The following is a 24779-nucleotide window of genomic DNA, read 5'->3' as shown; positions in this document are numbered from 1 at the left end:
AACAAAAGCAGAAGACAGCGCTCTCCTCTTCGAATTTGGCAAGATGAAAGAGCTAAAGAAGGCTACAAGGCTCCATTCTATATTCGTGGAAAAGTAAGAAAAACACAGAGCAGCCAAGCCTTATCCTATTTAGAAGGCTTTTCTTTTTCAGCTAACAGGGGGCGTTTCCAAATGGGTACATCCGATTTTAATCTGTTCATGAATTCTTGCGCTAGTTGAAAGGCCTCCGAGCGATGCATGCTATAGATCCTTAAAAAAACTGAAGGCTCTCCAACAGCAACAGGTCCGATCCTATGACAAACTTCAAGTCGTTGGCAGGGGTATTTTTTCAAAAGTTCTTGAGCGATTTCATAAAGAAGGCGTTTTGCCATTGTTATGTAAGCTTCATAATGAAGAGCAGCTATCTTTTGGCCTCCTTCCATACTTCTGACCAATCCCCAAAACTCTACAACAGCTCCGCTTTCTCCACTCAAAGGCAAGCGCAGTGGAGCTATATTAAGTGGTTCATCGGTCATTTCAATCTCAATTTTCATATGGTTACCCACCGCTTACAGGAGGAATAATAGCCATTTCTTCTGCCTCTTCTATCGGCTGATCCCATGATGCATAACGTTGATCAATGGCTACGCGAGCCCCATGGATTTTTTCAAAAAAAGTCGGTTCTATCCCTATGATAATTTCCCTGGGGGTTTTCGACCTATCCACAAAAAGCATTTTTTCTGTAAATCCAAGCAGCTCTTTAGCCTGAGCAAAAGCCAATATTCTTATGGCTTCCGTTCCAATAGGTTCTTTGGCTACTCTAGTCTCTTTTTCCATAGACCGAACTTTCAACCTCCAATCGACGTCATAACTCTTCCAGGATTATAGTTATCTCTAAAGGAATGTTCGGGAGGCTTCCTCTGCAAAGCCAATTCGAAAGCTTTATATATTTTGAAAGGATCAATAGAGGGCCTTAAAAAAGGCTTTATGTCTATCTCAAGGTGATTTCCCAGACAAGGCCTTATAAAGCCATCGCTTGTCAGACGCATCTTATTACAGTTATCACAAAAATGAAAATCAGAGATCGCTCCAATAAAACCTACAATGGCATTACGGTTTTTCATCCGGAAGTATTTTGCCGGCCCTTGTCCTAGTTTATATTCTAATGGCTCTAAGTCGTCTAGTTTCTCTAAACGTTTTTTTAATTCCGCTACGGAGAGAAAATTTTCTTTAGAAATCTTACCCGTATAACTTATAGGCATTAATTCAATAAACCGAATAACTAGTTTTTTTTCCGAAGCCCATTCGATCAAAGGCAAAATCTCTCCTTCGTTGATACCTCGAAGAAGGACCGTATTGATCTTGACTGATTCAATACCCACCTTTTGGCATTCATCGATGCCTTCCAATACAGGGGTAATATCTCCACCAGTGATCTTTTTGTACAGAGAAGGATTAAGACAGTCCAAACTAACGTTCACACCTGCTATATTTGCTTCTTTCAGCTTTCGGGCATAGAGACCAAGCAAGGTTCCATTCGTAGAAAGCCGAACAGAACGAACTTTAGAGATTTTGGTCAATTGCTCAATAAAAGATACCGTTCCTTTTCTAACCAGTGGCTCTCCTCCAGTAATTCTGAAATCTTTAAACCCATGCCTTAAAGCGCCATAAAAAATCGTCCAATAAATTTCCTCAAAGGAAAGAATATTTTCTTTTTTGGATAAAAACCCTAGATCTTGTGGGAAACAGTAAACACACCGCTCGTTACACCGATCAGTAACAGAAATTCGCAAGTAATGAACCTTTGCCGATCCCTGAAGATCTTGAAAAAAATTTGACTCCACATTTTCCCTAAGCATAATTAAGAAATTTCCTTATCCGTAGCTTTTAAAAAACCTCCTCTTTTCTGGATCTGTTTCAAGTGGTTTTTCTATTTTCTTTTCAGTTTCAGGCTCTTCTTTTTTCTTTTCCCAGTCTTTAGCTATTTTTAGATAAGAGAGTCTTAGTTCAGTCAGTAGTCCATCTAAAGTCTGGCGCTCTTCCAAAGAGAGGTTCCCTTGAGTCTTTATTTTTAAGGCTTCGAGTTGATCGATCACTTCAGCCGCTTCTTCTAATTTTGGTGATTGGAGCTCATGGCCGGGAGCTTTTATAAGCCCAAGCAAAAAAAGAGCTTCATGATATTTCATCATAACAAGAGCTAAAAAATGCCGCGTTATCTCTTCAGGAGTATATCCAGAATATCCGCTATTAGCCATTGTCATCCTCCATGTTCAGCTAACAAATAAGCAAAAATTAAGGATACACAATACCGATTACATAACCGGTTAGAGAAAATATCCTCCGAGCAGTCTCATTTATCTCTTCTAGAGAGATTTGTTCAATTTTTTTGATCTTCTTCTCTTCGTAGTCCCAACCAAGTCCAAGAAGAGCATCAATGGTAGAACGGGCAATATAAGAGGAAGGATATTGAGAAGCGATTTTTTCTTCACTTAAAAGTTTTGCCTTGGCTCTCTGAAGTTCTTCCTCTAAAAACCCATGCTGACAAATGTCTTCAAGCACATTAAAAATAATTTTTTCAACTTCCTCCTTAAACTTAGGATCGGTGCCGGCGATGATAGAAAAGGCCCCTCCCTTCCATCCAAGAAAACGCGTTGGAAATACAAAATACGCAAGTCCTTTTTCTTCCCTTACCTTTATAAAGAGCCTTGATCCCAAATCTGAGAGGATTTCCGATATAACTTCCAGAGGAATTTGGTCAGGATCCGCTATAGGCTTGGTTCTAAAAGAAATCCCTACAACCGCCTGTTCTTTTCCAGGAATTCTTTGTTCAACCCTTAGGGGCTTTTCTAATGGAAAGACAGGAAATTCCAAGCTCGAGGGGAGGCTTTTAGCAGGGAAAGAAACAAAGGAAGATTCGATTCGATTTAGCCATTGTTCAGGGGCAACAGGCCCTCCAATACCCAAAACCATTCTTCCTGTTTGAAAAACAGACAGAATAAAATTTCGGAGGTCGTCTACTGTTATCTCCCTAATCGAAGCTTCCGTTCCTAACGGGTCACGTTCATAAGGATGGCCTTGCCAAAGTGTCTTTCGGAGAAGAGATTGAAGAATATGAACAGGATCATCCATCTGAAGGCGAATTTGATGAATCTGTTTTCTCTTTTCAATTTCTAATTCTGCTTCAAGACATGCCGGCTCATGTATTATTTCAGAAAAAAGATCGAAAGAACTTTCCCATGCCTCACTCATGCTTTCAAGATACACTCCAGCAGTGTTGTTTCCCGAATCAGCTCCATAAGTTCCTCCAAGAAACTCGATCCCTTTGGCTAGGTCTTCAGCTGATCTTTTGCGTGTTCCTTTAAGAAGGATAGCTGCCGCAAGCTTTGAAATGCCTGATTTTTCCGGAGGTTCCCACAAGGGTCCCCCATCAAAAGTGGCGCGAAAATATTGGAGGGGCAGTTCATTGGAACGATAAATAAGCTGGATACCATTTGAGAGCTCAAAATGGTTTACAGTTGGTTTGTTAGAAATAGGGGAAAAAACATGCGGTTTTTCCTTTTTAGGTATGAGTTGGACATGGCTCAGGTTTTCCTCACGAAAATAGCGAGGAATTAACTCTAGAATTTTCTCTTTTTCAAGGGCTTGAAGCCTTCGTAAAAAATTCTCTTTAAAGAAAGGATCTCTGAACAGTAACCATCCGCTTCCCACGGTTTCAGCTCTGGCATTTGCAGAACGCAGCTCCCGAATCGAATGAGAAAATTGCTGCCTTAAAGACAAAGTAAATTCCTCTTCTGAAATGCCTCTTTTAGGAAAAGAACGAAGTTCTTCTAAAATCCTTTCACTGAGTTTTTCAACATTTTCAGGGATGCATTTTGCCTCAATCCCAAAGACTCCCATAGTAGATCCTGTAAGAAAAAAGGCATCAATTTCTTGTGCAATTCCTTCCTTTTCCACCAGTTTTTGATGTAAAAGCGAACTGCGAGTTTGCGCTAAGAAGGTTGAAAAGAGCTGTAAGGCTGGGGCATCATCATGATGCAATCCAGGGACATGAAACAGCAAACAGATTCTGCCTATTTCTGTTGCGATCTCTTTGGATGCAAACCTCTTAGAAAGCTGAGGGGGTTCATCTGCTACCTCGATGAACGGGCAAAATTTCATCGGTTCTTTCGAAAGAATTTCTGTTGCTTTACTATAAACCTCTTCTGGATTCACCGCACCAGAGACCACAAGGAACACATTCTGAGGAACGTACCTGCTCTGATAGTAATCGAGCACAGCTTGCCTATCGACCAGATCAAATAATCCCGGCAAACCAATAATCGGATACTTCAGAGGATGGTAACTAAAAGCTGTTTCAAAAGCCAGTTGGAAAAGGCAGCTATCAGGGTCATCTTCAACCATAGCAATCTCACGGCGTATCACCTCTTTTTCTTCCTCAAAACTATCAGGAGGAATGGCTGCATGAAAAACGAGATCGGAAAGGATCTCCAAAGCCTCTTTCCAACAAGAAGATGGAAGATCCACATGATAAACCGTTCTGTCGTAGGAGGTATAGGCGTTAAGATGCCCACCGAGCGCCTGCATATCCCAAACAATTCTTTTCCCATCCCTTTGGGCTGTTCCTTTGAAAAGAAGGTGCTCCAGGAAATGAGATATCCCTGAACCAATATATTTTCCTTCATGAATACTGCCTGTAGCACACCAAAACTGTAAGGAAACCACCTCCGCTTGATAATTCGAATCCACAAGAACTGTCAGCCCATTGGGCAGATTTTCTTTGAAAATCTTTGGGAAAAGTGAAAAAGAAGATAGCAATCCTTTAGAATGCATAAGTTAGGCTAACGCTAAAAAGAAAAAGATAACCCGTCCTATTCTTTCGAATGATTATGAGTTTTACCAGAGTCGTCTACTTTCTTTTTACGTTTAGAAGAAGACTGGTTATCTTTTCTTCCTTTTCCTTTTTTGGCTACCGTCGATCTGGTCGGGAGAAACGGTTTTACAAAAGCTGTAGTAAAGCTGTAGCCCTTTTGAAAATCTTTCAGGTCTGCCATTTCTGTTTTCCCCAACAATCCATATAGATCCATGTTTTTGATCATCTGCCCAAAATCCTTACAACTTTTCACTCCCCACTCATTGAGAACCAATTTGCTCATCGGACCAAATTCTTTTAAAGCATAATCTTTCAAGCCCTCAAGGATCTGCTTACCGCTTAGCTGCTCAATCTTTTGGTGCTTCTGCTTTCCAATTGTCTTCAATGTATGCTCCAGCCCTTCTCGGACAAAATAATAGCTTTCTTTTAAGTACCTGGAGTCTTTTTCAACAATTTCCTCAACTATGGATGTAAAATCACGTTTGCGCATAGACTTCACCTCTTATGGTTACTGGTTAAATCGATTGCACGTACTGAAGAAGCCACAACATAAAAACGGTACAGTCTTCTTCCAATGTCCGATAGGATTATAAGAATCATCACACAGAGAACCAACGCTTGTTCTTTTCTGGTAAGCCATGAATTAAACCAGTTCAATTTATAATGTGTATTTTAAACCGTATTTTATAACGGATATTTTTTTTAAAAAAATAATTTTATTCAAAATAGAAAAAAAAACATTGCTTCTATTTTTTAAAATAACAGAGAAAAAAAGATTTTAAATAGGTTCTCTTTTTTTTATTCTTCTATTCTTCATTGCCACCAAAACAAAATAATAAGTTGGTTTGTAATAATCCTATAAATCCCAGCATGTAATTTTTTTAGCCTTTAACCGATGAACTTACAACTTCTTGTTCCAGAAGGGCATCTTCTTGAGTCCTCACTTTTGGATTATCAAAAAGCCTTTGGAAGTCAATTGACTCCAAGTTTTTATACAGATGAGAAAAGTGCTTTTGAAGAAATCCAAAAAGAAAATTTTGATCTTGTAGCTATCACGGATCGCTTGGTCTATGCCCTCCAAAGACAAAAGCTACTAGCCCCTTTACCCATCGATAAAAAGCTTTTGCCACGAGTCGATCACAAGTTTTTATACCATTATTACGACCCGTCAAATCATTTTTGTTGGCCATACGGATGGACTCTTCTTGGCATAGGCTTCTCAAAAGAAACTGGCTCTAAAATGTATCCAACTCATTGGTCAGAATTACGCAGTCCTCTCTATACAATAAATTATCCTCAAGATAGCTTACTAAAAGGGCTAATTATCCAATCCATTGATAAAACATCCTTAGGGAAAACTTCCAGTAGTCTAAGTGAGAAGCAGGTGACTCAGAATAAGCCAGCTCCTCCCCTTCATCTTCGTATCGACACTATTTCAGAGCTCCTTAAAACTAATGAAAAAGAAAAAATATTGACCATCTACCTACCCAAGGAATATTCATGGATCACTATTTTTCACTGGGCGATTCCTCGTAGTACGGCTAACCTTGAAAGGATCAAAGAAAGCCTTCTTTTTTTGTGCTCTCCCCAAGAGCAAGCAGCCATTGTTGCTACCAATTGGCTGGGAGCTGTTTCACCGGATACTTATACAATGACTCCTGAATATCAACGGCAATCCCCTCTCCTCTATCCTCCTGAGGCTTATCTCAACCAGTGTCGATTCTTTAGGATGGACGATGCATACACAGACAAAAAGATAAGACAACCAACCGGTTGATTCCAAACAAGATACCTAAAGAAAGCATTTCATGAAAAGAATCGTCTTGCATTCTTTTGCACCGCCCGTTGTAATGGATGGAATTCCAAGGGGCTAAAGGTCTTTTCTTATGGCACGTTGGTTGGATAATTTAGAACAATTTGCAGTTGACGTCATCCTGGAACGCCGTTATGGGAAAAGAGCCACCGTGTTTCGGTGGTTTCTTTCTTTTCTATCCTGGCTTTACAACCCTATTGTTAGGCTTCGAGTTTGGCTTTATAAGAAAAGACTTTTTCAATCCCATGAATTGGGCTGTCTGGTAATCAGTGTGGGAAATCTAACAGTGGGAGGTACGGGAAAAACTCCTGTCGTTGAAAAACTGGCTAAGGATCTAGCATCAGCTGGTAGAAAAGTTGCCATCTTAAGCAGAGGCTACAAAAGCATTCCTCCGCCGTTATGGCAAAGGATCATTTCAGCATTCAAAGGAGACAAAGAGTTTGTTCCAAGAATAGTTTCAGATGGACAAAAAATTTATCTCGATCCGAAGCATTCAGGGGATGAGCCATATATGCTAGCCAAAAATCTAAAAGGGGTTGCTGTTATTACAGGAAAAAATCGTGTAAAAAGTGGTTTATGGGCCATCAGAAATATGCAGGTGGATATTCTTATTCTGGATGATGGATTCCAATATCTCCCCTTGAAGGAAAGACTCGATATCGTTTTAATCGATAGAGAGGCCCCTTTTGGAAATCGGCATCTTCTGCCCCGAGGCATGCTGAGAGAACCAAAAGATCACTTGAAAAGAGCTGACCTCATCTTCATTACCAAATGTGACGGGTCGGACCTTTCATCCCTCAAAACGGAAGTCCGAAAATTCAATGGGCATGCGCCCATCATTGAATGCGTCCATCAACCCAAGTATCTTTTCCAAATTATAACCCGAAAAAAAGAGCCGCTTGAGTTCCTCAAAGGCTTAAAAGTTTCTGCCATTTCGGGGATAGCTCAGCCTGAAAGTTTTGAAAAAGGACTTAAAAAATTGGGAGCTGAAATCGTTTATTCAAAGTACTTTGCAGACCATCATTGGTTTACTGAACAAGAAATTATCCGTTTTATGGAAAGGAGCAAAGCACGGAATGCCAAAGCAGTTATCACAACAGAAAAAGATGCCGTTCGGATTCCCACCTGCCATCCCTTTATTCTTCCTTTCTTTTTCCTAAGAGTAGAAATTGAAATGCTTAATGGCAAGGAAGCTTTTCAATCGACCCTATTCGATTTCATTTCTCCTGGACGCAAATTTCGAATATCTTATTCTAAAAAGCAGCTTGCCGAAAATTTTCAACTCAGCAGTCCTTCTCTTGCTGGAAGATGTGAAAAAACTTCTCAAGGATTTTGATACCTTGGACGGTTCTCTGTTAATTCGCTCTCCAAACTGGCTTGGAGATGCAGTGATGAGTCTGCCGGCAATCAAGGGCTTCAAAGATCTCATTGGATCCGCTTCCTTGCTTATTGCAACTCCTCAGAAGCTTTCCTTCTTATGGACACTTTGTCCTTTCGTCGATGAGATCTTAGAAATGACCAATTCTAAAAACATTTTTGAAAACATAAGAAAGTTGAGAAACAAGAAAGATATCCAGATGGCTGTGCTTTTTACCCGTTCCATCAGAACGGCCCTAGAATGCAAGCTGGCTGGGATCCCATTGGTTATAGGATATGGAAGAACCGACCAGTCTATTTTTTTAGATAAAAGGATCGTCATTCCAAAAAGCAAAGAGCCCTGGCACCAGGCACAAACCTATCTGTTTTTTTCTCAAGCCCTAGGGGCAAAAGCCGAACTCTCCCTGCCTCCTCTGCAGTTACCTAATCACTGGCGGAAAACTTCCAGTCCCCTTATCGTCAGTGTATGTCCTGGAGCTGAGTATGGCCCAGCAAAAAGATGGTTTTCTTCGCATTTTGCTTGGGTATGCCGTCAACTGAAGGATAAGTACGGCTGTCATATTCAAATTCTTGGGGGAGAAAAGGACAGGCCCCCTTGCGAACAACTTAAAAAAGAGCTCCCAGAAGCCGAAAATCTTTCAGGAAAAACAACCTTAGCAGAATTTTTTGAGAGAATTTTCAGCTCTCATCTGTTACTGTGCAACGACAGTGGAGCAATGCACGTAGGCTCTCTCCTTCAAACACCGACTGTCGCCATATTTGGTTCGACCGATCCACAAAAAACCGCGCCCATCGGTGGGCCTTGTCGTATTATCTACGAAAAAGTCGATTGTAGCCCCTGTTTTCTTAGAAAGTGTCCAATAGACTTTAAGTGCATGCAGGCTGTTGAGCCCAGAAAAGTTTTTGAAGCCTGCGATCAGCTTTTGTCTAGTCAAAGAAAGTCTTTTACTTCTGAATAATCGCATGGATGTCCAACCAATGACAGAACCGAAAAGGTCAAGCAAAGCCTTTGGACTGGTCAGTGTTGCTGTGGCTATTTCAAGGATTTTGGGACTTGCCAGAGAACTTATTTTCGCTTCCCTTTTTGGTGCAGGCGCCCTTTTAGATGCCTTTTTAGCAGCTTTTCAGATTCCCAATCTTTTACGCGACCTCTTTGCCGAGGGCGCTCTATCCACAGCCTTTACAACAGTATTTTCTAAAACCGTAGAACTCGAAGGCAATAAAAGGGCATTTTTGTTGGCTAATAGACTTTTTAGCCTTTTTTTTATTTTCCTTCTTTTTCTTAGCTTTCTAGGTATTCTGCTAGCTCCTATACTTGTAGAAATCACCAACTTTGGTTTTCATAAGATCCCTGGCAAATTCGAACTCACCGTGCAACTTACTCGAATCATGTTTCCTTTTATTCTTTTTGTATCCCTTGCAGCCCTTGTGATGGGACTTCTCAACGCTTATCATATTTTTGGTCTACCAGCTTCAGCTTCAAGCGCCTTTAATCTGGCATCGATTTTCTTTGGTATCCTTTTCGCCTTCCTATTTGATCCTCAAAAAGATCCCCTTCATCCCCATTTTGGTCCTCCCTCACTGTATGGCATATCCTTGGGGGTGCTCATGGGAGGTCTAGTACAGCTTTGTATCCAATTTCTTGCTTTCCCCAAAATAGGGTTTAAATATTCTTGGGAACTCAATGCAAAGGACCCAAAGCTTTTAGAAATCTGGAATCTCCTATGGCCTACAATGATTGCAGGAGCAGCGATTCAGGTTAACGTCCTGATCAATGGTATGTTCGCTTCGGAAATTAATGGAGCTAGATCCTGGCTCAACTGCGCCTTTAGATTGATGCAACTGCCTATTGGTATCTTTGGAGTAGCCATAGCCACGGTTACCCTTCCTTCTGTCTCAAGGCAGGATGCTCGCAACGATCGGAAAGCCTTTGGACAAACTCTTGAATCTTCCCTGAGGCTTGCCTTTTTTTTAACTCTTCCTGCGGCCATAGGACTTATTTTTCTTTCTGATCAAATCATTGCTCTCATCTATCAGCATGGCCGATTTCTTCACTCCGACACGATTCAGACAGCTTACGCCTTAAAGGCTTATGCCATAGGCCTTACTGGTTATGCTGGGATAAAGGTTATCAACCCATGTTTTTCTGCTTTAAATAAACCCCAGATCCCCCTTCGCGTTACCCTTATCGGCATTGGCATCAACCTTGTATCAAACTTTATCCTTGTAAAGCTCTTTTCTTTTGGACATGTGGGTCTAGCCCTAACAACCTCACTGGTTAGTCTACTTAATTTTCTACAGCTCTTCTATTTAATTGGAAAATATATAGAATTTGGGCGACTCAAAAAGTGGTTACTTTTTCTTTTTAAGATTGGTCTTTGCGCTCTATGTTGTGGTGGCTCTGCTCTTTTTGTAGCCCTCCAATTGCAACATAAATTAGGGCAGTCCTTTCTTTCTCTTTTAATTTCTACCCTTGTATCCATTGGATTTGCCATCCTCATCTACTTCTTCTCGACTGTGGGCATGGGAATAGAGGAAGGAAAAACTTTCCTCCGATTTTTATTTCAAAAAATATCCCGATCGTATAAAAAGGCATAAAGGATGGGGGGGATCATCTCCCTTGCTTTAAAAAATCATCTTTCTATGGCTGAGCCTGAAGAAAAACCAAATCTTTCCCGGAAAAGAGCTAGACCTAAAAAACAAGTTTCTAAAAGAACGAAACAAAAGGATCAGTCCCAATCATTTCTCTTGGAAAGTACTTCTCCGCTAACAGATCTTAACTTCTTGGAAAGCAAGCTCGAAAACCTAAAGGAACCAACATCACCATTGGAAAGCCAAGCGCCCCAAACGTCAGATTTAGAAAAAGAAAAGAAAACCGTACAACGACCTTCAGGTTCCAATGGAATCGAGGAAAATCCATCAAAACAAAAAGAAGCTCCCCTTTCCACATCCCCTGCTTCCTCTTCTTCTGAGAATAAAGAGGAGAGAAAAAACACAACTGATTCTACTTCTCCCAAACAAAAGACGCCTATGAATAATCCTGTGTCCTCTTCCCCAGTAAATCACTTAAAAAAAACAATCGAAAAACAAAGCAAGGAACAAAAATCTATACAAAAAATACTCACTGTTTTCCTTGTAGGATTTATTTTCTTCTTTTCCATCGTCGTTCTTCTTGCTGTCTATGGAGGCATGGTCATTTTTAAAAAAATACACGATCAGGATAGCTTGATCACAGATGTGGATAGGAAAATAACCAACCGAATAGAACGAATGGCTAGTGAAGTAAGCAAGCAAGAAAAAGATATTGAGGAACTGGAAACAAGTCTTAATCAGATTCATTCCTACATTACCGATACTGAAAAAGAACTTTCTAAAACAAAGAATCAAATAGAAACCCTAGAATCAAAGCTCACCAACCAGACACAAAGTCTGCAACAAATAGCTTCTGACTTAAAACAAGAAAAACAGAATCGGATCAACAAAGAAGAAGCTCTTTTAAAAAGAGTTTCTCTGCTTGAAGAAACACAGAAACAAAACAGTAATTATTCTAAAAAAACTAAATCTTCGCTCCATAGCAATGAGTCTGTTCACTGAACTGCGTCGGATTTCCCAAGATTGGTCCATGCGCATTTATAGGGCAAAAAACATACTTTTTCCTCAAAGCTGGGGAGAAGAAAAATGGCTTGAATTTTGCAAAGCCCTCTGTCTTTTCATTCAAGAAAAAGGCACTAACTGGAGCCAAGATGATAAACTGTATTGGGATTTACGGTGCCAATTACATGACGGGGGAACTCTTGTCTGCCAAGTGGAGCAAGATGGCCATGAGAAAATCTCTCTAGCTGTTGTCCAAACGGGAGGTTTTGTTGAATCAGGCCAAAACTATATTTGGCTTCTTGCAGAATTAGGCAAGGATGGGAAATTTCTCAAAGACCCTTACTTTGTTGATGGCATTTGGAAGGAAGCTTTTCTGATTTTTCTTTTGCCTCGACACAAGCAGGCTGCCTTTTTTCTATCTGCTTTTAAAGATACAACTTCTCCACTCTCCGTTGAATCTCGTTCAGAGGCGAATAACCATAGCAGTTATCTTATTGATTGATCTCCGAGTCTGATTGCAAGTTCTTCGTAACACTCCCAATCCTCTAAATAAAGGGGATGGGCTTCTAGCCACGTCTCACAAGCTATAGGCAGTTCCCGGAGGGAACCCGCACCGTTTCCGGCGTGGTGCTTGACGCTTGCGATTCGGCTAAACAACTTCGGCCCGTGTCTAGGCTACTACTACGCCGGATAGCTCCCAGACATAGATACGTGATGCGTTTTGGAAACAACACCACCTGACCATAGGCAATTGCATGCATATTCACTGCGCCCACGATATCCCTGTGGCCTTTTAATCCACACGCTTTCCATCGCCAGTTGCGTCCTTTCGGTTTATGGCGATGGCCGCATACAGGACATCGGCTGGACGTACCACGCTCCTCCCCGATGAAGCACACGATGCGGTCTTTCTTGCACCGTACTCCCACTGGCTCATGCGCTGGTTATGATGACGACCAGCTCGGTTTTTTCTCACCCCATCTGGGTTGCCTACGAAAAGCGACTGTATTTCGTGCTCTTTGCAGAAGTCGATGGCTTGACGTGTCCCCTTGTGACGGAGATCACACGCACAGGGCGTTTGCAACGCAACGTGAGCTTCGCGCCTCTCCGCCCAAGCTTGCGCCAACGCCGCGAACCCTTTGCACAGCGCAAACGCTTTTTCTGGATTTCGCCAAGCTGTTTGCTGTGCAATCGCTTCAGAGAACGAATCCCGCGTCGCGCCACTATAAAATCAGCCTTAGGAGGGAAGAAAATTTTTAAAAAGCTGGCGTACATTTTGTGTGACTTAGTTGTCCTAAATTAATAAGTTTTTATCATGATTGTCATCGACAATACTGATCCACAAGCCCAGAATCTTTTAGAAGATCTCATCAAAAGTGGTGCTTTGCTTGAAGGACATTTTTTACTTAGAAGTGGTTTGCACTCTAGACAATTTCTGCAATGCGCTTTACTGCTTCAAAATCCTTCTTTGTGCGCCAGATATGCATCCTGTCTTGCAAAACGGATACACACCTTCAATCCACAAACTATTGTATCAGCAGCAATAGGTGGCATATTGATTGGCCATGAAATTGCCAAAGAACTAGGGCTCAGACATATTTATGCTGAGAAATCTACTAATGGAATGACTTTACGCAGATTCAAGCTCAAACCATTGGAACGGGTGGTGGTTGTGGAAGATGTGATAACCACGGGTGGCACTGTCAAAGACATCCTTACTCTCGTTAGGGAACAGCAAGGGGTGGTATGCGCCGTAAGCTCCTTGGTAGACCGCAGCACAGAAAGTCTCGATTTTGGTGTTCCTTATTATGCATTGCTTAAACTGCATATTGATACCTTTCCTCCCGAAAAGCTACCGGAAGATTTAAAAAATACACAAGCTATCCGTCCTTGAGACCCAGAGTATTTTTTAGGAGTATTCTATTAGGGGTTAAATCGTTCAGGTTCCAACAGGTTCAAAAGAGAGCCTATGGCTACTTTTTTTCGATTGATTCCATCCCCGTAGCGACCCCCGCTTGGGAATATTTTTCGTAGTTATCAGAATCAAGATTTTCAGTGTCTTTAGGTGAGACCGGCTTGCCTTCTTCGATTTGGATATAAGTTTTTGAAGAGGAAAGGGTTTTTCCAGGGGCAATCGTGGCAATTTGCATTTCTTTAATTACGTAGGCATCTCCAATTCGTTGTACGCTGTTGATATCTAATCTTTTGATGAGTTGATTTGCACTGTTAAAAGCTTCAGCCCGTATCAAAGCATAATACTCTTCGGCGATCCAGTATCTTACTTTGGAATAGGCTGTAGGGGCATTTCCTGGGTATGCATCAAAAGCCCAACAACTGAGAGTCTTTATCGAATCAGTACCAAGCGGCTTTATCTTATCCCATCGAATAAAATCCAAACACAGATCTTCGTAACTTATGTCTGTATTGAGTATATGTTTGGTTCGGTTCATACCTGTAATAGGCTGCCATGGCTCATTAGATCGGTTTCTATAAGCTACAACACTAGCTTCAGGATTTATCTCCACATAAATCATCAAAGGCAAACCTTTAAAACGATATTCCATGGAACGGTCGTGGAGAATGAGGGTAATTGGATAGGTATCCTTGGCGGCTTGTATTGAACCTTTCAAAATATAGTCTTTAAGTCTGAAATTTCTCCAAAATCGACCTTGAATGAATTCGAGAGGAGGTAAAGGCTTCTCCGGATTAGGCTTGGCCCACAGAGATAGAGAAGAAAAGCTAATAGAAAATAAGAAAAAAAATAGCAGCAACCGCCTGCCTATTATAGGTTTATTTCGAAAAAAAAACATAGCTTTTAGAGCCAATTCCATCATCTATAAGAACAAAAATTGGAATATCACTTCAGAAATTTCCTGATAGTATCAACTAAGTGATTCTCGAAGGAAAGTCAAAAGTTTTTGCCCAATCTTGTTCACCTGATCTTCATCTTTGGCTTCAACCAAAAGTCTAATTTTCGATTCCGTTCCGGAATACCTAAGAAGAATCCGCCCTTTACCATTGAAGGAAGCCTGAGCCTCATCCATAAGTTTTTTCAGTCCAGGAATTTCATCAAGAGGCTTTTTCTGGTTAACCTCAAGATTCCATAATCTTTGTGGATAACGTTTTAGCTTCTTTTTCAACCTGCCAAGACTGGTTCCAGTCGAAGACATTATTTCGAGGATGATTAAGGCCGTAAGTAGTCCATCAGCTGTTTTCGAATAAACAAAAGGAATGATATGACCCGATTGTTCTCCTCCAAGAGAAAGCCCTTCTTTTTTTAGCACTTCAGCCACATTTCGATCGCCGACGGCAGTCCGTATCACTCTGATACCTTCTTCATGCAGGGTTTCATCCAGACCTAAATTACTCATCACGGTCACAACTACGGTGTTTTTCGATAAGGTCTTTTTCTTTAGAAAATCCAAAGCCAGAATTGCCAAAATGTCATCCCCATCACATAGCTCGCCCTTTTCATCACATAGGACTAACCGATCCCCATCCCCATCAAGGGCTATTCCCAAATCAGCACCGGTCATCAGAACAGCCTGTTGGATGTTCTGAGGAAACATGCTCCCACAATTAAAATTTATATTAATCCCATTGGGTTCTTTGCTGAAAGGAAACACAGAAGCCCCATAAGATTCCAATAAAGAGGGAGCTGCCTCAAAGGAGGCCCCATTGGCCGTATCAATAGCAATCCTCATCCCTTTCAAACTCATCTCTGAAGGGAAAAAGCTCTTCAGAAGGTTTTGATAATTTCTCGTTGCATCCTCTAACAAAAGGATATTTCCCAATTGAGATCCTGTTGGCCCCTCAGTCCCTAGCCAATCAAATTGCTTTATCTCCTTTTCGATTTCTTTTTCGAGCTCACTGTCAAGTTTACTTCCATCAAAGCTAAAGAATTTAAGTCCGTTATCATAAAAGGGATTGTGAGAGGCACTGACCATAACCCCGCCAATGGCCTCATACACTTTTGTAAAACTACCTAGAGCTGGAGAAGGCAATACACCCAGTTCATACACATCGACACCTTGAGATACTACTCCAGAAATAAAAGCATATTCGAGCATCCTACTGGAAAGACGAGTATCCCTGCCAACAACAATCCTATGCCTATTTTTCGATTGACCATGACTGGTCAGGACTTTGGCGGCAGCAACCCCTGCTGCCAAAGCAATCTGTGGAGTCATGGGATAAAGATTAGCTTTTCCACGTATCCCATCGGTTCCAAAAAGAGAATCCACTGACGGATGCATGAGAATCGTTTTACTTTAAAAACTTAAGAGTAGTTAAAAGCTGATCTAAGGAGCCTGGCTCTATCGATTCTTTTAGAATAATCCATATAGCAACTGCAAGAACCAATGAAAAGAGTTTTTGTTTCCAATGAGAAAAGATATTCATTTGCTCTTTGCCAACTTTCTGAGGTCTTTTCTCAATATTCCCCGATCAAGTTTTATTCCTCCGCATTCACGGATTGAAAATTTTTCAATTTACAAATCAATAACATGCAACAAAAAGAAAATTCAAGTGGAATGTACAAGGAAACGGTCAGCTGGTTCTTTGAATAGCATCACAGAGTGATCGGCTGGGGTAAAAGGCTTCGCTTTCATCTGAATTGGTGCCTATGGTTCGAGAAAGGGTTATATCAGTATTTGAGTCAGTTTCGCTCGCAAACCATCAGGGTCAAAATGCCTTTCCATTTTGCCTTTATAGGCTATTGAAATAACGCTGGTAACTTCAGAAATGACTACAACAACTGCGTCTGTTTGCTCACTCAATCCAAGAGCAGCCCTGTGTCTTAATCCTAGAAGCCGTTCCATCTGTTCAACTTGACTCAATGGGAAAATAGCCGCAGCAACCACAATCTGATCTCCTCGAATAATTACCCCTCCGTCATGTAGAGGCGTCCTAGGATAGAAAATAGTCACAAGAAGATCCGCACTGACTTGAGCATTAAGAATAGTCCCCGTATCCCTTGCAGGAAGATACACATCGTCCTGTTCGATAGCTATTAAGGCTCCGATATGTTCTCTCTGCAGGATCTCAGCTGCATTGACAATATGTTCAATAACCTCAGATTTTTGTTGTCTTCCAATATGGACGACACTTCTACGTCCCACTTCTGCAAAAACCTGACGTAGCTCCGGCTGGAAGAGGACAACCAGGGCTACAAAAAAAGAGGGAGAAAAAAGTCTCAATAGCTCTGTCAATACCCTCAAATGGAAAACAGAAGAAAACAGAGTCAATCCTACCAGCACAACAATAAGGCCGGTCAATACCTGAAAACCTCTAGTACCTTGTAACAATTTCCAAATCTGATAAATAGCTGTCGCTATAATCAAAATCTCTAACAAACCGGAAAGTGGAAATCCAAAGAGTTTCATAGGCTGCAATCTGCCTTCCAAATTTTTTCAAGCAAATCCCTTGCTGCCACGGCCGTTGCTACATCGTGCACTCTCCAGATTTCGACACCCTGCCAGAATGCAACTGTTTGGGCAATAATATTCATCATTTCGACATCCACCCCATGCCGCTTTGCAAAAGCTTGCAAAAAACTCTTCCTCGATACCCCAATCATAAGCGGTCTGCCTAAATCATGGAAACGACTCAGTCGTCTCAACAGGATGAGATTCTGAGTCTTATCTTTGGCAAATCCAAAGCCCACATCGCAAATTATTCTTTCTTTGTCTATTCCTGCTTGCAAGCATCGATCGAGTTTTACCGAAAGTTCATTGAATACTTCCTCAACAATGTCATGATACTGTGCCTCCTTTTGCATAGTCTTTGGCATACCGCGGGAATGAACGAGGATATAACCCACAGAACTCCTTGCAACAACTGGCAAAATTTCGGGATCCCATCCTCCCCCAGATACATCATTAATAATATCCGCTCCATGATCTATTGCCATTTGGCAAACCTTTGACTTATATGTGTCAATGGAAAGGGGAATCGTTAGCTTGGCCCTGCATCTTTGTAGGACTGGGAGAAGTCTTGTCATTTCTTCTTTTTCGCTGACTGGCTCTGCACCAGGGCGGGTGGATTCGGCTCCTAAATCTATAAGGTCAACCCCACTGTCCTGCATCCAGAATGCTCTGTCGGCTGCCACCTGCGGATTTAAATACCGACCACCATCAGAAAAAGAATCCGGAGTAATATTAATTATGCCCATAATTAAAGGACGCCCCATAGGAAAAACGATCTTTTTTTTACCTATATTCCATTGCATTTCTTTTTTTAACATGTCTGAAAATAAGGCGAAAAAAATATTTTTCTTAAGTTATAACCTGCCAAAACACATTCTAATTATTTGTTTTTCTTAGCCTTTTAAATTTTTACTTCTCCATCCTATTCGTAACCCAGATATTTTATCCAAACACCAGTCAAAACCGCTACCCTTGTAAAAATGTAGTTGTTATACCTCCCACTTCAGTCTGTATAAGGACTCATTCCGTTCACAAAACTATCGGAGCTGCTTTCTTTTTCAAATATTATTAACAAGAGCTGCTTTGAAAATTCAATGAAGGCCAGGCATCCAAGGCCTTGCCTTTCCCTTTTTCCTATCAAATGTGGCCAAAGCATAGAAAAATATTGCGCGTGTTCTACAAATCAACGTCTTAATACAGTTAGCCGAAAAATGTACACAGGCAGTAAAAGCAGCATAAGGAGGATAGTGTATAGGGCTTTTATCTATTACTAATTTTTACCGAACCTAACTTTGCAACTTAAAGGCTGCATCGCCTTTCGCCATTGTGGTCCTGCTTAAAGCTAGTTTACAAAGCGGAATAACTAAAAGAGACTCTGCCAAAAATTTCAATTCCCTTTTTTTCTTCCCTTTGTCTGCAAAGCAGCTGTAATTTCCGCTAATGGCAGGCAATTGACAACATCTTCTTTCCGCAACCAACCTTTACGGGCAATATTAATCCCTATTTTAACGTAGCCAATCTCTTTTTGGTGATGAGCATCAGGGTTTATGACGCACTTTACTCCTTTTTCTTTAGCAACCTTCCAAAGCCTCCAATCCATGTCAAGCCTCATCGGCTGGGCATTTAGTTCAATCCAAGTGCCTGTCTGAGCTGCACAATCGATCACCTTTTCCATATTGACGGGGTAAGGTTTTCTCACCAAAAGAAGTCTCCCTGTCGGATGGCCCAACATCGTAACATAGGGATTTTCCATTGCTTTGATCAATCTTTGGGTATTATCCACTTCATCATTTGAAAATCCAGCATGCAAAGAAGCTACGACATAATCGAGTTCTTTAAGTAAATCATCATGAAAATCAAGTTTCCCTTCTTTCAAGATATCGCACTCAATGCCACTAAAAATATATAAACCTTTTGTTTGTGCGTTTAACTTTTTTATTCTTTCTAGCTGTGCAATCACTCTTTCCTCACTAAGGCCATTAGCCTGAAAAGAAGACTTAGAATGATCAGCAATGCCAAGGTATTCAAACCCAAATTCCATTGCCGCTTTCACCATTTCTTCTAAACTGCTTCTCCCATCGCTCTCTGTTGTATGGCAATGAAAAGTCCCACGGAGGTCTTTCAGTTCAATTAGTTTGGGAATCTCATTTTTTTCGGCGGCCTCAATCTCTCCCATATTCTCTCTAAGTTCTGGGGGTATGTAACAAAGGCCTAAGGATTCATAAATATCTTTTTCAGTCCGACAAATAATCTTTGATTCCAGCGGTTGGGTAACTTTTGGCATATCCTCAGATTCATCTTCTAGTCCCTTTTCTGTCTGAGTATGTACTCGAAAAAGCCCCCATTCCGATAGTTTTTTGCCTTGCGCAATCGCTCTTTGTCTTAAGGCTACATTATGCTCTTTGCTGCCAGTAAAATGAAGGAGCGCATAGGCATAATCCTCATCTGGAACGACACGTAAATCGCAAGGGATCCCCTTTTCCAGGATTACAGACGATTTGGTTTCACCATGATTGACAATTCGACTGACCTTTGGATAGTGGACAAAATAATCCATCACTGCGATTGGATCATTGGAAGTACAAAGAAAATCTAAATCTTTGACGATTTCTTTACCTCTACGGAAACTACCAGCTATATTGAGATGAACAATGGAAGGATTTTTTTCAAATAATCAAGCAATGCTTCTACTGTTTCGATTACATCTCCATATCTATGGTATGCAGAAAAAGAGCGGTATTGATTGATGCCTAAAAGGATATTTTCCTCAGATTTTGGTCCAAACCCAGGTAAGCCTGCAATACGATGTTCTTTGCAAGCTTTTTCAAGAGCCTCGATATCCGTTATTCCTAGTTCTTCGTAAAGAAATTTTGCCCTTTTAGGTCCTAAGCCTGGAACATTGAGCAATTCCAATAGGGTGGGAGGAAACTCCTTTTTTAATTCTTCGTAATACGGTAAATGGCCAGTAGTTATTAGGGTGACGATTTTTTCCTTTATACTCTCACCTATGCCTTTTATCTCGCTTAACCTTCCTTGAGCAATGAGATCGCTTAGTTCCTCAGTCAAAGAATCCACTGCTCTGGCAGCTGTCCTGTAAGCTCTAGATTTAAAGGGATTTTCGCCTTTTAGCTCAAGCAACGTAGCAATGCTTTCTAGAACGGCAACAACAGTCGATTTATCCACCTTTTTTTCTGGTAAAGAACTTCCTTGCTGGACTGAACCAGAAGGAGGTGTTAGAGGCCCAGCGCTTTCTTCTTTTTTTTCTTTGGCATAGCTCTTTTAATTTTATTGGTTTTTTTCCCATAAGAAAGCAGAGAAAGTACTGTTTTACAAAATGCCTATCAGAGAAAAAAGCCATTCAATATTTTACTAGTCCTCTCCCATTAGATTTATTTTTTGCCCTAGTAAAGAGGGTCGACTATCTTATAGAACAAAATATGGTCTTTTCTCTTTCTGAAAAACTATGGAATCAGGCTCAAGAGTTATTTCCCGGAGGGGTAAACTCTCCAGTCCGTTCCTTTCAATCAGTAGGCAGACATCCTTTTTATGTAAGCAGGGCCAAAGGTTCCAAACTGTTTGACATCGATGCCAACTGTTATACAGATTACGTTTGCTCATGGGGCGCATTAATTCATGGGCATTGTTATTCTCCAGTAGTTCGAGCTATCAATGAAGCATTACAAAATGGAACAAGCTTTGGAGCAAATTGCCCTCTAGAAATTAGACTCGCACAGCTCATTCGCTCCGCCATGCCTTCGATCGAAAAAATTCGATTTTTGAACAGCGGCACAGAAGCCTGTATGACCGCTATTAGATTAGCACGAGGATTCAGTCGAAGGGAAAAGATTATGAAATTTGAGGGATGCTATCATGGGCATGTCGACAGTTTGTTAGTAAAGGCTGGATCTGGAGCTCTTACCACAGGAATTCCTGATAGCGAGGGCATCCCTGCTTCTCTTTCTGCTCTGACCATTATTCTTCCTTGGAATGATGAAGAAAAGCTGATTGCGGCATTTAAAAAATATGGTCGCGAAACCGCTGCGATTATTCTAGAACCGGTACCAGCCAACTGTGGATTAATTCCTCCCAAGGAAGGGTTTTTGGAATCTATTGAAACTCAGGCTAGAGCCTATGGTACCCTTATTATTTTTGATGAGGTAATCACAGGCTTTAGGTTATCTTATGGGGGAGCCCAGGCACTTTTTGGAATCAAACCTGATCTTACCGTACTAGGAAAAATTATTGGGGGAGGATTACCCGTGGGTGCTATTGGTGGCAAAAAAGAAATCATGGATAGCTTGTCCCCTTTGGGGAAGGTTTATCAAGCTGGGACATTGAGTGGCAATCCTCTAGCTATGGCTTCTGGCATAGCACAACTCGAAGAACTGCAAAAAGGCCATGCTTATCAGTATTTGGAAAACCTAGGACAACAACTTGAAGCTGGAATGCTCGAGATTCAAAAAAAGCTTTCTTATCCTTTACAATTCCATCGTTTTGGCTCCCTTTTCAGCTTTTTCTTTACTTCAAAAAAAGTGACCTCGGCGGCTGATGCCTACCAAGTAGACAAAAAGAAATTTTCTTCTTTCTTTACTGCTCTGCTTTCCTCACGAATATTTATTCCCCCCTCTCCCTTTGAAACTGCATTTTTGAGTACAGCCCATACGGAAAGCGACATTGATGAGCTGCTCAAGATAGTTTATGATACTTTAAAACAGATGCTATGACTGTACTGCTACGTTTGGCTTTGCTCTTTTTGATTCCTTTAGTTCCATTTACTGCAGCGACTTCCAATTGCCCTGCTTCTGCTGCTAATCTCAGTCCTACTGAATATTATCCTAAAGACAAACTCAAACCTGGGATGAGAGGGATTACTTATACCGTTCTTCAGGGAGAGAAGATTGAGCCTTTGGAGACAGAAATTCTTGGGATTGCAAAAAATTACATTGGTCCGGGACTAGATTTAATCATTGCGAAACTGGTGGATCCCAAAACCGCAGTGATTGGAGCTGTCCATGGAATGAGTGGTAGCCCTCTTTATGTTGATGGGAAGCTTGTGGGCGCTTTATCGCGAAGGATTGCCTCTTTCGAAAAAGATGGCCACTGCGGCTTTACTCCTATAGAAGATATGTTTCAGGTAGAACAATTAGAACACCAAAATCAGCTCTCTCCTTCCCAATACCTCTCTGTGGATCAACGATCGAACTGGAATCTCTTAGGGCTTCAACGATTTGGTGGAAGGCTAAAAGAGAAAACCGATTGGTTGGCTGTGCCTCTGACAGTTAGTGGAATAAGTCAAAATCTTTTCGAACAATATCTCAAGCGGTTTGGTTGGGGACAATTTCCTTTTTTGATTGTTTCGGGAGGTGCTAGTAGTAGTGCTTCTTCGGTGCAACCTGAATCTTTACAGCCTGGCGCTCCGGTCTCAGCCGTCATGATGACAGGGGATATTTCCATCGGTGGGACAGGAACCTTAACTTGGAGAAATGGGACGAATGTATTGGCTTTTGGTCATCCAATGTTCGGTTTTGGGAAAAGTAACCTGCCCATGGCGATGGCTGAAGTCATTACAACCATACCCAGCTATGAAACCCCTTATAAGTTGGCTAATATTGGGAATGTTATTGGGACAATCTTGGAAGACAGGCTTTCAGCCATTGGAGGGAAAATAGGCCCAATTCCCACAATGGCTTCTTACAGTGTCAACAGAATCCATAACGACAAAGCGATGAAGCCACTAGAAGGCCGATTTATATCCCATCCGTCACTTTCACCGATGCTCGTTAATCTGGCCCTTGCTGAGGCTTTATCTTCTACGGATAATTCCTCTCGTACTTTTGCAGTGAAAGTCGAAGGAAAAGTCCAATTCGAAAATCTTCCCCCTCTTGCCTTAGGAGGGTTTTACTCTGGGCATGATACCGACCTTATCGATGCGACCGTGGAGATCACCAAGCCCCTTAGCCTCCTTTTTGAGCAACCTTGGATCGAGCCTAAAATTAAGTCTTTAGACCTGTCGGTCGTCTCTTCCGAAAAGGAAAAAGTGTGGATGGTCGAAAAGATCTATTCCGACTACCAGAAATATCAACCTGCTGCACAAATTCATCTACAATTGGAACTCAAAGAAAAATATGGAGAAAGACTCTTTCGAAGCATCACCTTGCCTATCCCACCCACGGTCGGTGCTTCTACTCCTTTAAATATCCGTGTTATTTCTGGAAATATTTTGGATAAGTTGCTACTGGATAAAAAGATGCAGGCTGTAACTGACGTACACCAACTCATCGATGCTTTAAACCAAAGGCACAAGACCAACTGCCTCTATATTCAATTGTTTATTGAAAGTCCAGGAGAAATTCGTGGGGCCCATGAATTACCTTCCTTACCTCCTTCTTTGTTACTCCTCTCCAATACCGCTAATATTTCACGAAAAACCATTCAGGACAATGAGCTCCTTTTGACTGAAACTGAAATAGAACTCCCAGGAATGGCTTTAGCCGATCAGACCATTAAGGTCGAAGTCCAATGAAGAATATTTCTCTTTAAAATCTTTTCATTTTGATTGCTTGACAGTTCGCTCAAAAGATAATAAAGCCTTGAATAGTTTGCATTTAAGCAGTTTCCTTTGGGTTTTTGGTTGAAGCGTTTTTTTCGAAAATGGATTAAAAAAGAGGTCAGCGATGCAAAAGTATAAAATAGTTTTCTCCTCAATAGCGTGTTTTTCTTTGCTAACCACCTTCTCAGGTTTTTCTCAGGATATCTCTCCAGACAAAGTGAAACCTATTTTTGGGATTCTGCCAAAAGTAGCTGATAACCCTGCCAATCCAGTAACTCCTGAAAAAGTCAATTTAGGCCGCTATCTCTTTTTCGATCCACGCCTTTCGAAAAGCGGTAAAATCAGTTGCAACTCTTGTCACAGTTTGGCCAATAGTGGAGTGGACGGTCTTCCGACATCCATTGGTCATAAATGGCAGATCGGTCCTCGCAATGCTCCAACCGTTTTAAATGCAGCCCTAGAATTTACTCAATTTTGGGATGGAAGAGCTAAAGATGTAGAAGAGCAAGCTATGGGACCAATGCTTAACCCCAAAGAGATGGCTTCAACCAAAGAACTAGTCGTACAAAGACTCAAGAGCATTCCACAGTATGAAGAGATGTTTCATAAGGCTTTTCCTGAAGACACTGATCCAATCTCTTTTGAAAATGTTGCAAAAGCAATCGCTGCTTTTGAAAGAACCCTTTTAACTCCCTCGCGCTTCGATCGGTATATGGATGGCGATCTTTCTGCATTGAGTCCTGAGGAAAAAGAAGGACTGAAGACATTCATCCAAACTGGGTGCATTACTTGTCATAATGGAACAGATATTGGCGGAGGAATGTTTCAAAAATTTGGACTGGTCCACAAGGTGGAATGGCTACAGGATTTAGGGAGGTTTGAAGTCACCAAAAACCCTGCTGATAAATATGTTTTTAAAGTTCCCTCTTTACGGAACATTACGAAAACAGCTCCGTATTTCAATAATGGGCGTGTCTGGTCTTTAGAAGAGGCTGTAAAGACCATGGGGTATGTGCAGCTTGGAAAAAATCTAAGTGAGGATGAAGTGAAGAAAATTGTTAGTTTTTTAGGGAGCCTTGCTGCAGAACCTCCATTGCAAATCACCTTACCTAATTTGCCGCCCTCCACTGCGAAGACTCCTAAGCCAATGCCTTAACAAAAAAACTCGAC

General features: G+C 41.3%; 23 protein-coding genes. 10 read left to right on the top strand and 13 right to left on the bottom strand.

The window, feature by feature from the left end:
* Nucleotides 1-125 precede the first annotated feature (125 nt).
* From kam1_RS01970 to kam1_RS01945, 6 genes are read right to left on the bottom strand one after another with little or no spacing between them, the layout of a single operon-like run.
* Nucleotides 126-533 carry a molybdenum cofactor biosynthesis protein MoaE gene (locus kam1_RS01970; RefSeq protein WP_039721393.1) on the bottom strand — a complete coding sequence of 136 codons (408 nt, stop codon included), beginning with the start codon at nt 531-533 and terminating at the stop codon, nt 126-128.
* A gap of 4 nt (nt 534-537) precedes the next feature.
* Nucleotides 538-816, bottom strand: a complete 279-nt coding sequence (locus kam1_RS01965; RefSeq protein ID WP_052250473.1) for a MoaD/ThiS family protein — start codon at nt 814-816, stop codon at nt 538-540.
* 11 nt (nt 817-827) lie between these two features.
* Nucleotides 828-1823 carry a GTP 3',8-cyclase MoaA gene (moaA, locus tag kam1_RS01960; protein ID WP_235277155.1) on the bottom strand — a complete coding sequence of 332 codons (996 nt, stop codon included), beginning with the start codon at nt 1821-1823 and terminating at the stop codon, nt 828-830.
* Nucleotides 1824-1853: 30 nt separating this feature from the next.
* Complete coding sequence (locus tag kam1_RS01955) at nt 1854-2234, bottom strand: DUF1844 domain-containing protein (RefSeq protein WP_039721338.1); 381 nt, start codon at nt 2232-2234, stop codon at nt 1854-1856.
* A gap of 37 nt (nt 2235-2271) precedes the next feature.
* Nucleotides 2272-4809 carry a M16 family metallopeptidase gene (locus kam1_RS01950; RefSeq protein ID WP_039721339.1) on the bottom strand — a complete coding sequence of 846 codons (2538 nt, stop codon included), beginning with the start codon at nt 4807-4809 and terminating at the stop codon, nt 2272-2274.
* A 38-nt stretch (nt 4810-4847) separates the two neighbouring features.
* Nucleotides 4848-5339 carry a Minf_1886 family protein gene (locus kam1_RS01945; protein ID WP_039721340.1) on the bottom strand — a complete coding sequence of 164 codons (492 nt, stop codon included), beginning with the start codon at nt 5337-5339 and terminating at the stop codon, nt 4848-4850.
* 405 nt (nt 5340-5744) lie between these two features.
* On the opposite strand from kam1_RS01945, the gene kam1_RS01940 reads away from it, so the two are divergent.
* The 6 genes from kam1_RS01940 (at nt 5745) to kam1_RS01915 (ending at nt 12135) form a co-directional block, all read left to right on the top strand.
* Nucleotides 5745-6626 (top strand): type 2 periplasmic-binding domain-containing protein, encoded by an 882-nt coding sequence (locus kam1_RS01940; RefSeq protein WP_143958209.1) that lies wholly within the window; start codon nt 5745-5747, stop codon nt 6624-6626.
* A gap of 109 nt (nt 6627-6735) precedes the next feature.
* On the top strand, nt 6736-7998 hold the full coding sequence (lpxK, locus tag kam1_RS01935) for a tetraacyldisaccharide 4'-kinase (RefSeq protein WP_039721341.1): 1263 nt from the start codon (nt 6736-6738) through the stop codon (nt 7996-7998).
* Entirely contained in the window at nt 7973-8998 is a 1026-nt protein-coding gene (waaF, locus tag kam1_RS01930) for a lipopolysaccharide heptosyltransferase II (RefSeq protein WP_143958208.1), read from the top strand. Before lpxK ends, waaF begins: the two co-directional genes overlap by 26 nt.
* Nucleotides 8999-9017: 19 nt before the next feature.
* Nucleotides 9018-10637 carry a murein biosynthesis integral membrane protein MurJ gene (gene murJ, locus kam1_RS01925; RefSeq protein WP_039721396.1) on the top strand — a complete coding sequence of 540 codons (1620 nt, stop codon included), beginning with the start codon at nt 9018-9020 and terminating at the stop codon, nt 10635-10637.
* Nucleotides 10638-10640: 3 nt separating this feature from the next.
* Nucleotides 10641-11633: a hypothetical protein gene (locus kam1_RS01920; RefSeq protein ID WP_143958207.1), complete on the top strand. Its 993-nt coding sequence runs from the start codon at nt 10641-10643 to the stop codon at nt 11631-11633.
* Nucleotides 11617-12135 (top strand): hypothetical protein, encoded by a 519-nt coding sequence (locus kam1_RS01915; protein ID WP_235277159.1) that lies wholly within the window; start codon nt 11617-11619, stop codon nt 12133-12135. The genes kam1_RS01920 and kam1_RS01915 overlap by 17 nt, the downstream gene beginning before the upstream one ends.
* Before the next feature lie 82 nt (nt 12136-12217).
* On the opposite strand, the gene kam1_RS11200 is transcribed toward kam1_RS01915, so the two are convergent.
* A complete protein-coding gene (locus tag kam1_RS11200; RefSeq protein ID WP_161792030.1) occupies nt 12218-12532 on the bottom strand; it encodes a zinc ribbon domain-containing protein in 315 nt (104 codons plus the stop codon).
* A gap of 416 nt (nt 12533-12948) precedes the next feature.
* Between kam1_RS11200 and pyrE the strand changes: the two genes are divergently transcribed.
* Nucleotides 12949-13527 carry an orotate phosphoribosyltransferase gene (gene pyrE / locus kam1_RS01905; RefSeq protein WP_039721887.1) on the top strand — a complete coding sequence of 193 codons (579 nt, stop codon included), beginning with the start codon at nt 12949-12951 and terminating at the stop codon, nt 13525-13527.
* A gap of 79 nt (nt 13528-13606) precedes the next feature.
* Here pyrE and kam1_RS01900 read toward each other — a convergent pair whose 3' ends face one another.
* The 6 genes from kam1_RS01900 to kam1_RS10380 form a co-directional block, all read right to left on the bottom strand.
* A complete protein-coding gene (locus kam1_RS01900; protein ID WP_235277535.1) occupies nt 13607-14263 on the bottom strand; it encodes an outer membrane lipoprotein-sorting protein in 657 nt (218 codons plus the stop codon).
* Nucleotides 14264-14515: 252 nt separating this feature from the next.
* Entirely contained in the window at nt 14516-15889 is a 1374-nt protein-coding gene (gene glmM / locus kam1_RS01895) for a phosphoglucosamine mutase (RefSeq protein WP_039721889.1), read from the bottom strand.
* A 384-nt stretch (nt 15890-16273) separates the two neighbouring features.
* The gene (gene cdaA / locus kam1_RS01890; protein WP_039721890.1) at nt 16274-17017 is read right to left on the bottom strand and encodes a diadenylate cyclase CdaA; all 744 of its coding nucleotides are present in this window, start codon (nt 17015-17017) and stop codon (nt 16274-16276) included.
* Nucleotides 17014-17862, bottom strand: coding sequence for a dihydropteroate synthase (gene folP, locus kam1_RS01885; RefSeq protein ID WP_235277537.1), 849 nt, complete (start codon nt 17860-17862; stop codon nt 17014-17016). The genes cdaA and folP overlap by 4 nt, the downstream gene beginning before the upstream one ends.
* Before the next feature lie 584 nt (nt 17863-18446).
* The gene (locus kam1_RS10385; protein WP_244946120.1) at nt 18447-19616 is read right to left on the bottom strand and encodes a DNA polymerase/3'-5' exonuclease PolX; all 1170 of its coding nucleotides are present in this window, start codon (nt 19614-19616) and stop codon (nt 18447-18449) included.
* A gap of 77 nt (nt 19617-19693) precedes the next feature.
* Nucleotides 19694-20242 (bottom strand): helix-hairpin-helix domain-containing protein, encoded by a 549-nt coding sequence (locus kam1_RS10380; RefSeq protein WP_244946119.1) that lies wholly within the window; start codon nt 20240-20242, stop codon nt 19694-19696.
* A 254-nt stretch (nt 20243-20496) separates the two neighbouring features.
* Between kam1_RS10380 and hemL the strand changes: the two genes are divergently transcribed.
* The 3 genes from hemL (at nt 20497) to kam1_RS01865 (ending at nt 24765) form a co-directional block, all read left to right on the top strand.
* A complete protein-coding gene (hemL, locus tag kam1_RS01875; RefSeq protein ID WP_039721892.1) occupies nt 20497-21783 on the top strand; it encodes a glutamate-1-semialdehyde 2,1-aminomutase in 1287 nt (428 codons plus the stop codon).
* A complete protein-coding gene (locus kam1_RS01870; RefSeq protein ID WP_039721893.1) occupies nt 21780-23582 on the top strand; it encodes a SpoIVB peptidase S55 domain-containing protein in 1803 nt (600 codons plus the stop codon). The genes hemL and kam1_RS01870 overlap by 4 nt, the downstream gene beginning before the upstream one ends.
* 151 nt (nt 23583-23733) lie before the next feature.
* The gene (locus tag kam1_RS01865; protein ID WP_039721894.1) at nt 23734-24765 is read left to right on the top strand and encodes a cytochrome-c peroxidase; all 1032 of its coding nucleotides are present in this window, start codon (nt 23734-23736) and stop codon (nt 24763-24765) included.
* Nucleotides 24766-24779 lie beyond the last annotated feature (14 nt).

Origin of the sequence: Methylacidiphilum kamchatkense Kam1, assembly GCF_007475525.1 — a bacterium.
Classification (GTDB): Bacteria; Verrucomicrobiota; Verrucomicrobiia; order Methylacidiphilales; family Methylacidiphilaceae; genus Methylacidiphilum; species Methylacidiphilum kamchatkense.
Note: the sequence above shows the minus strand (reverse complement) of the source record. Positions and strands in the feature narration are given on the sequence as shown.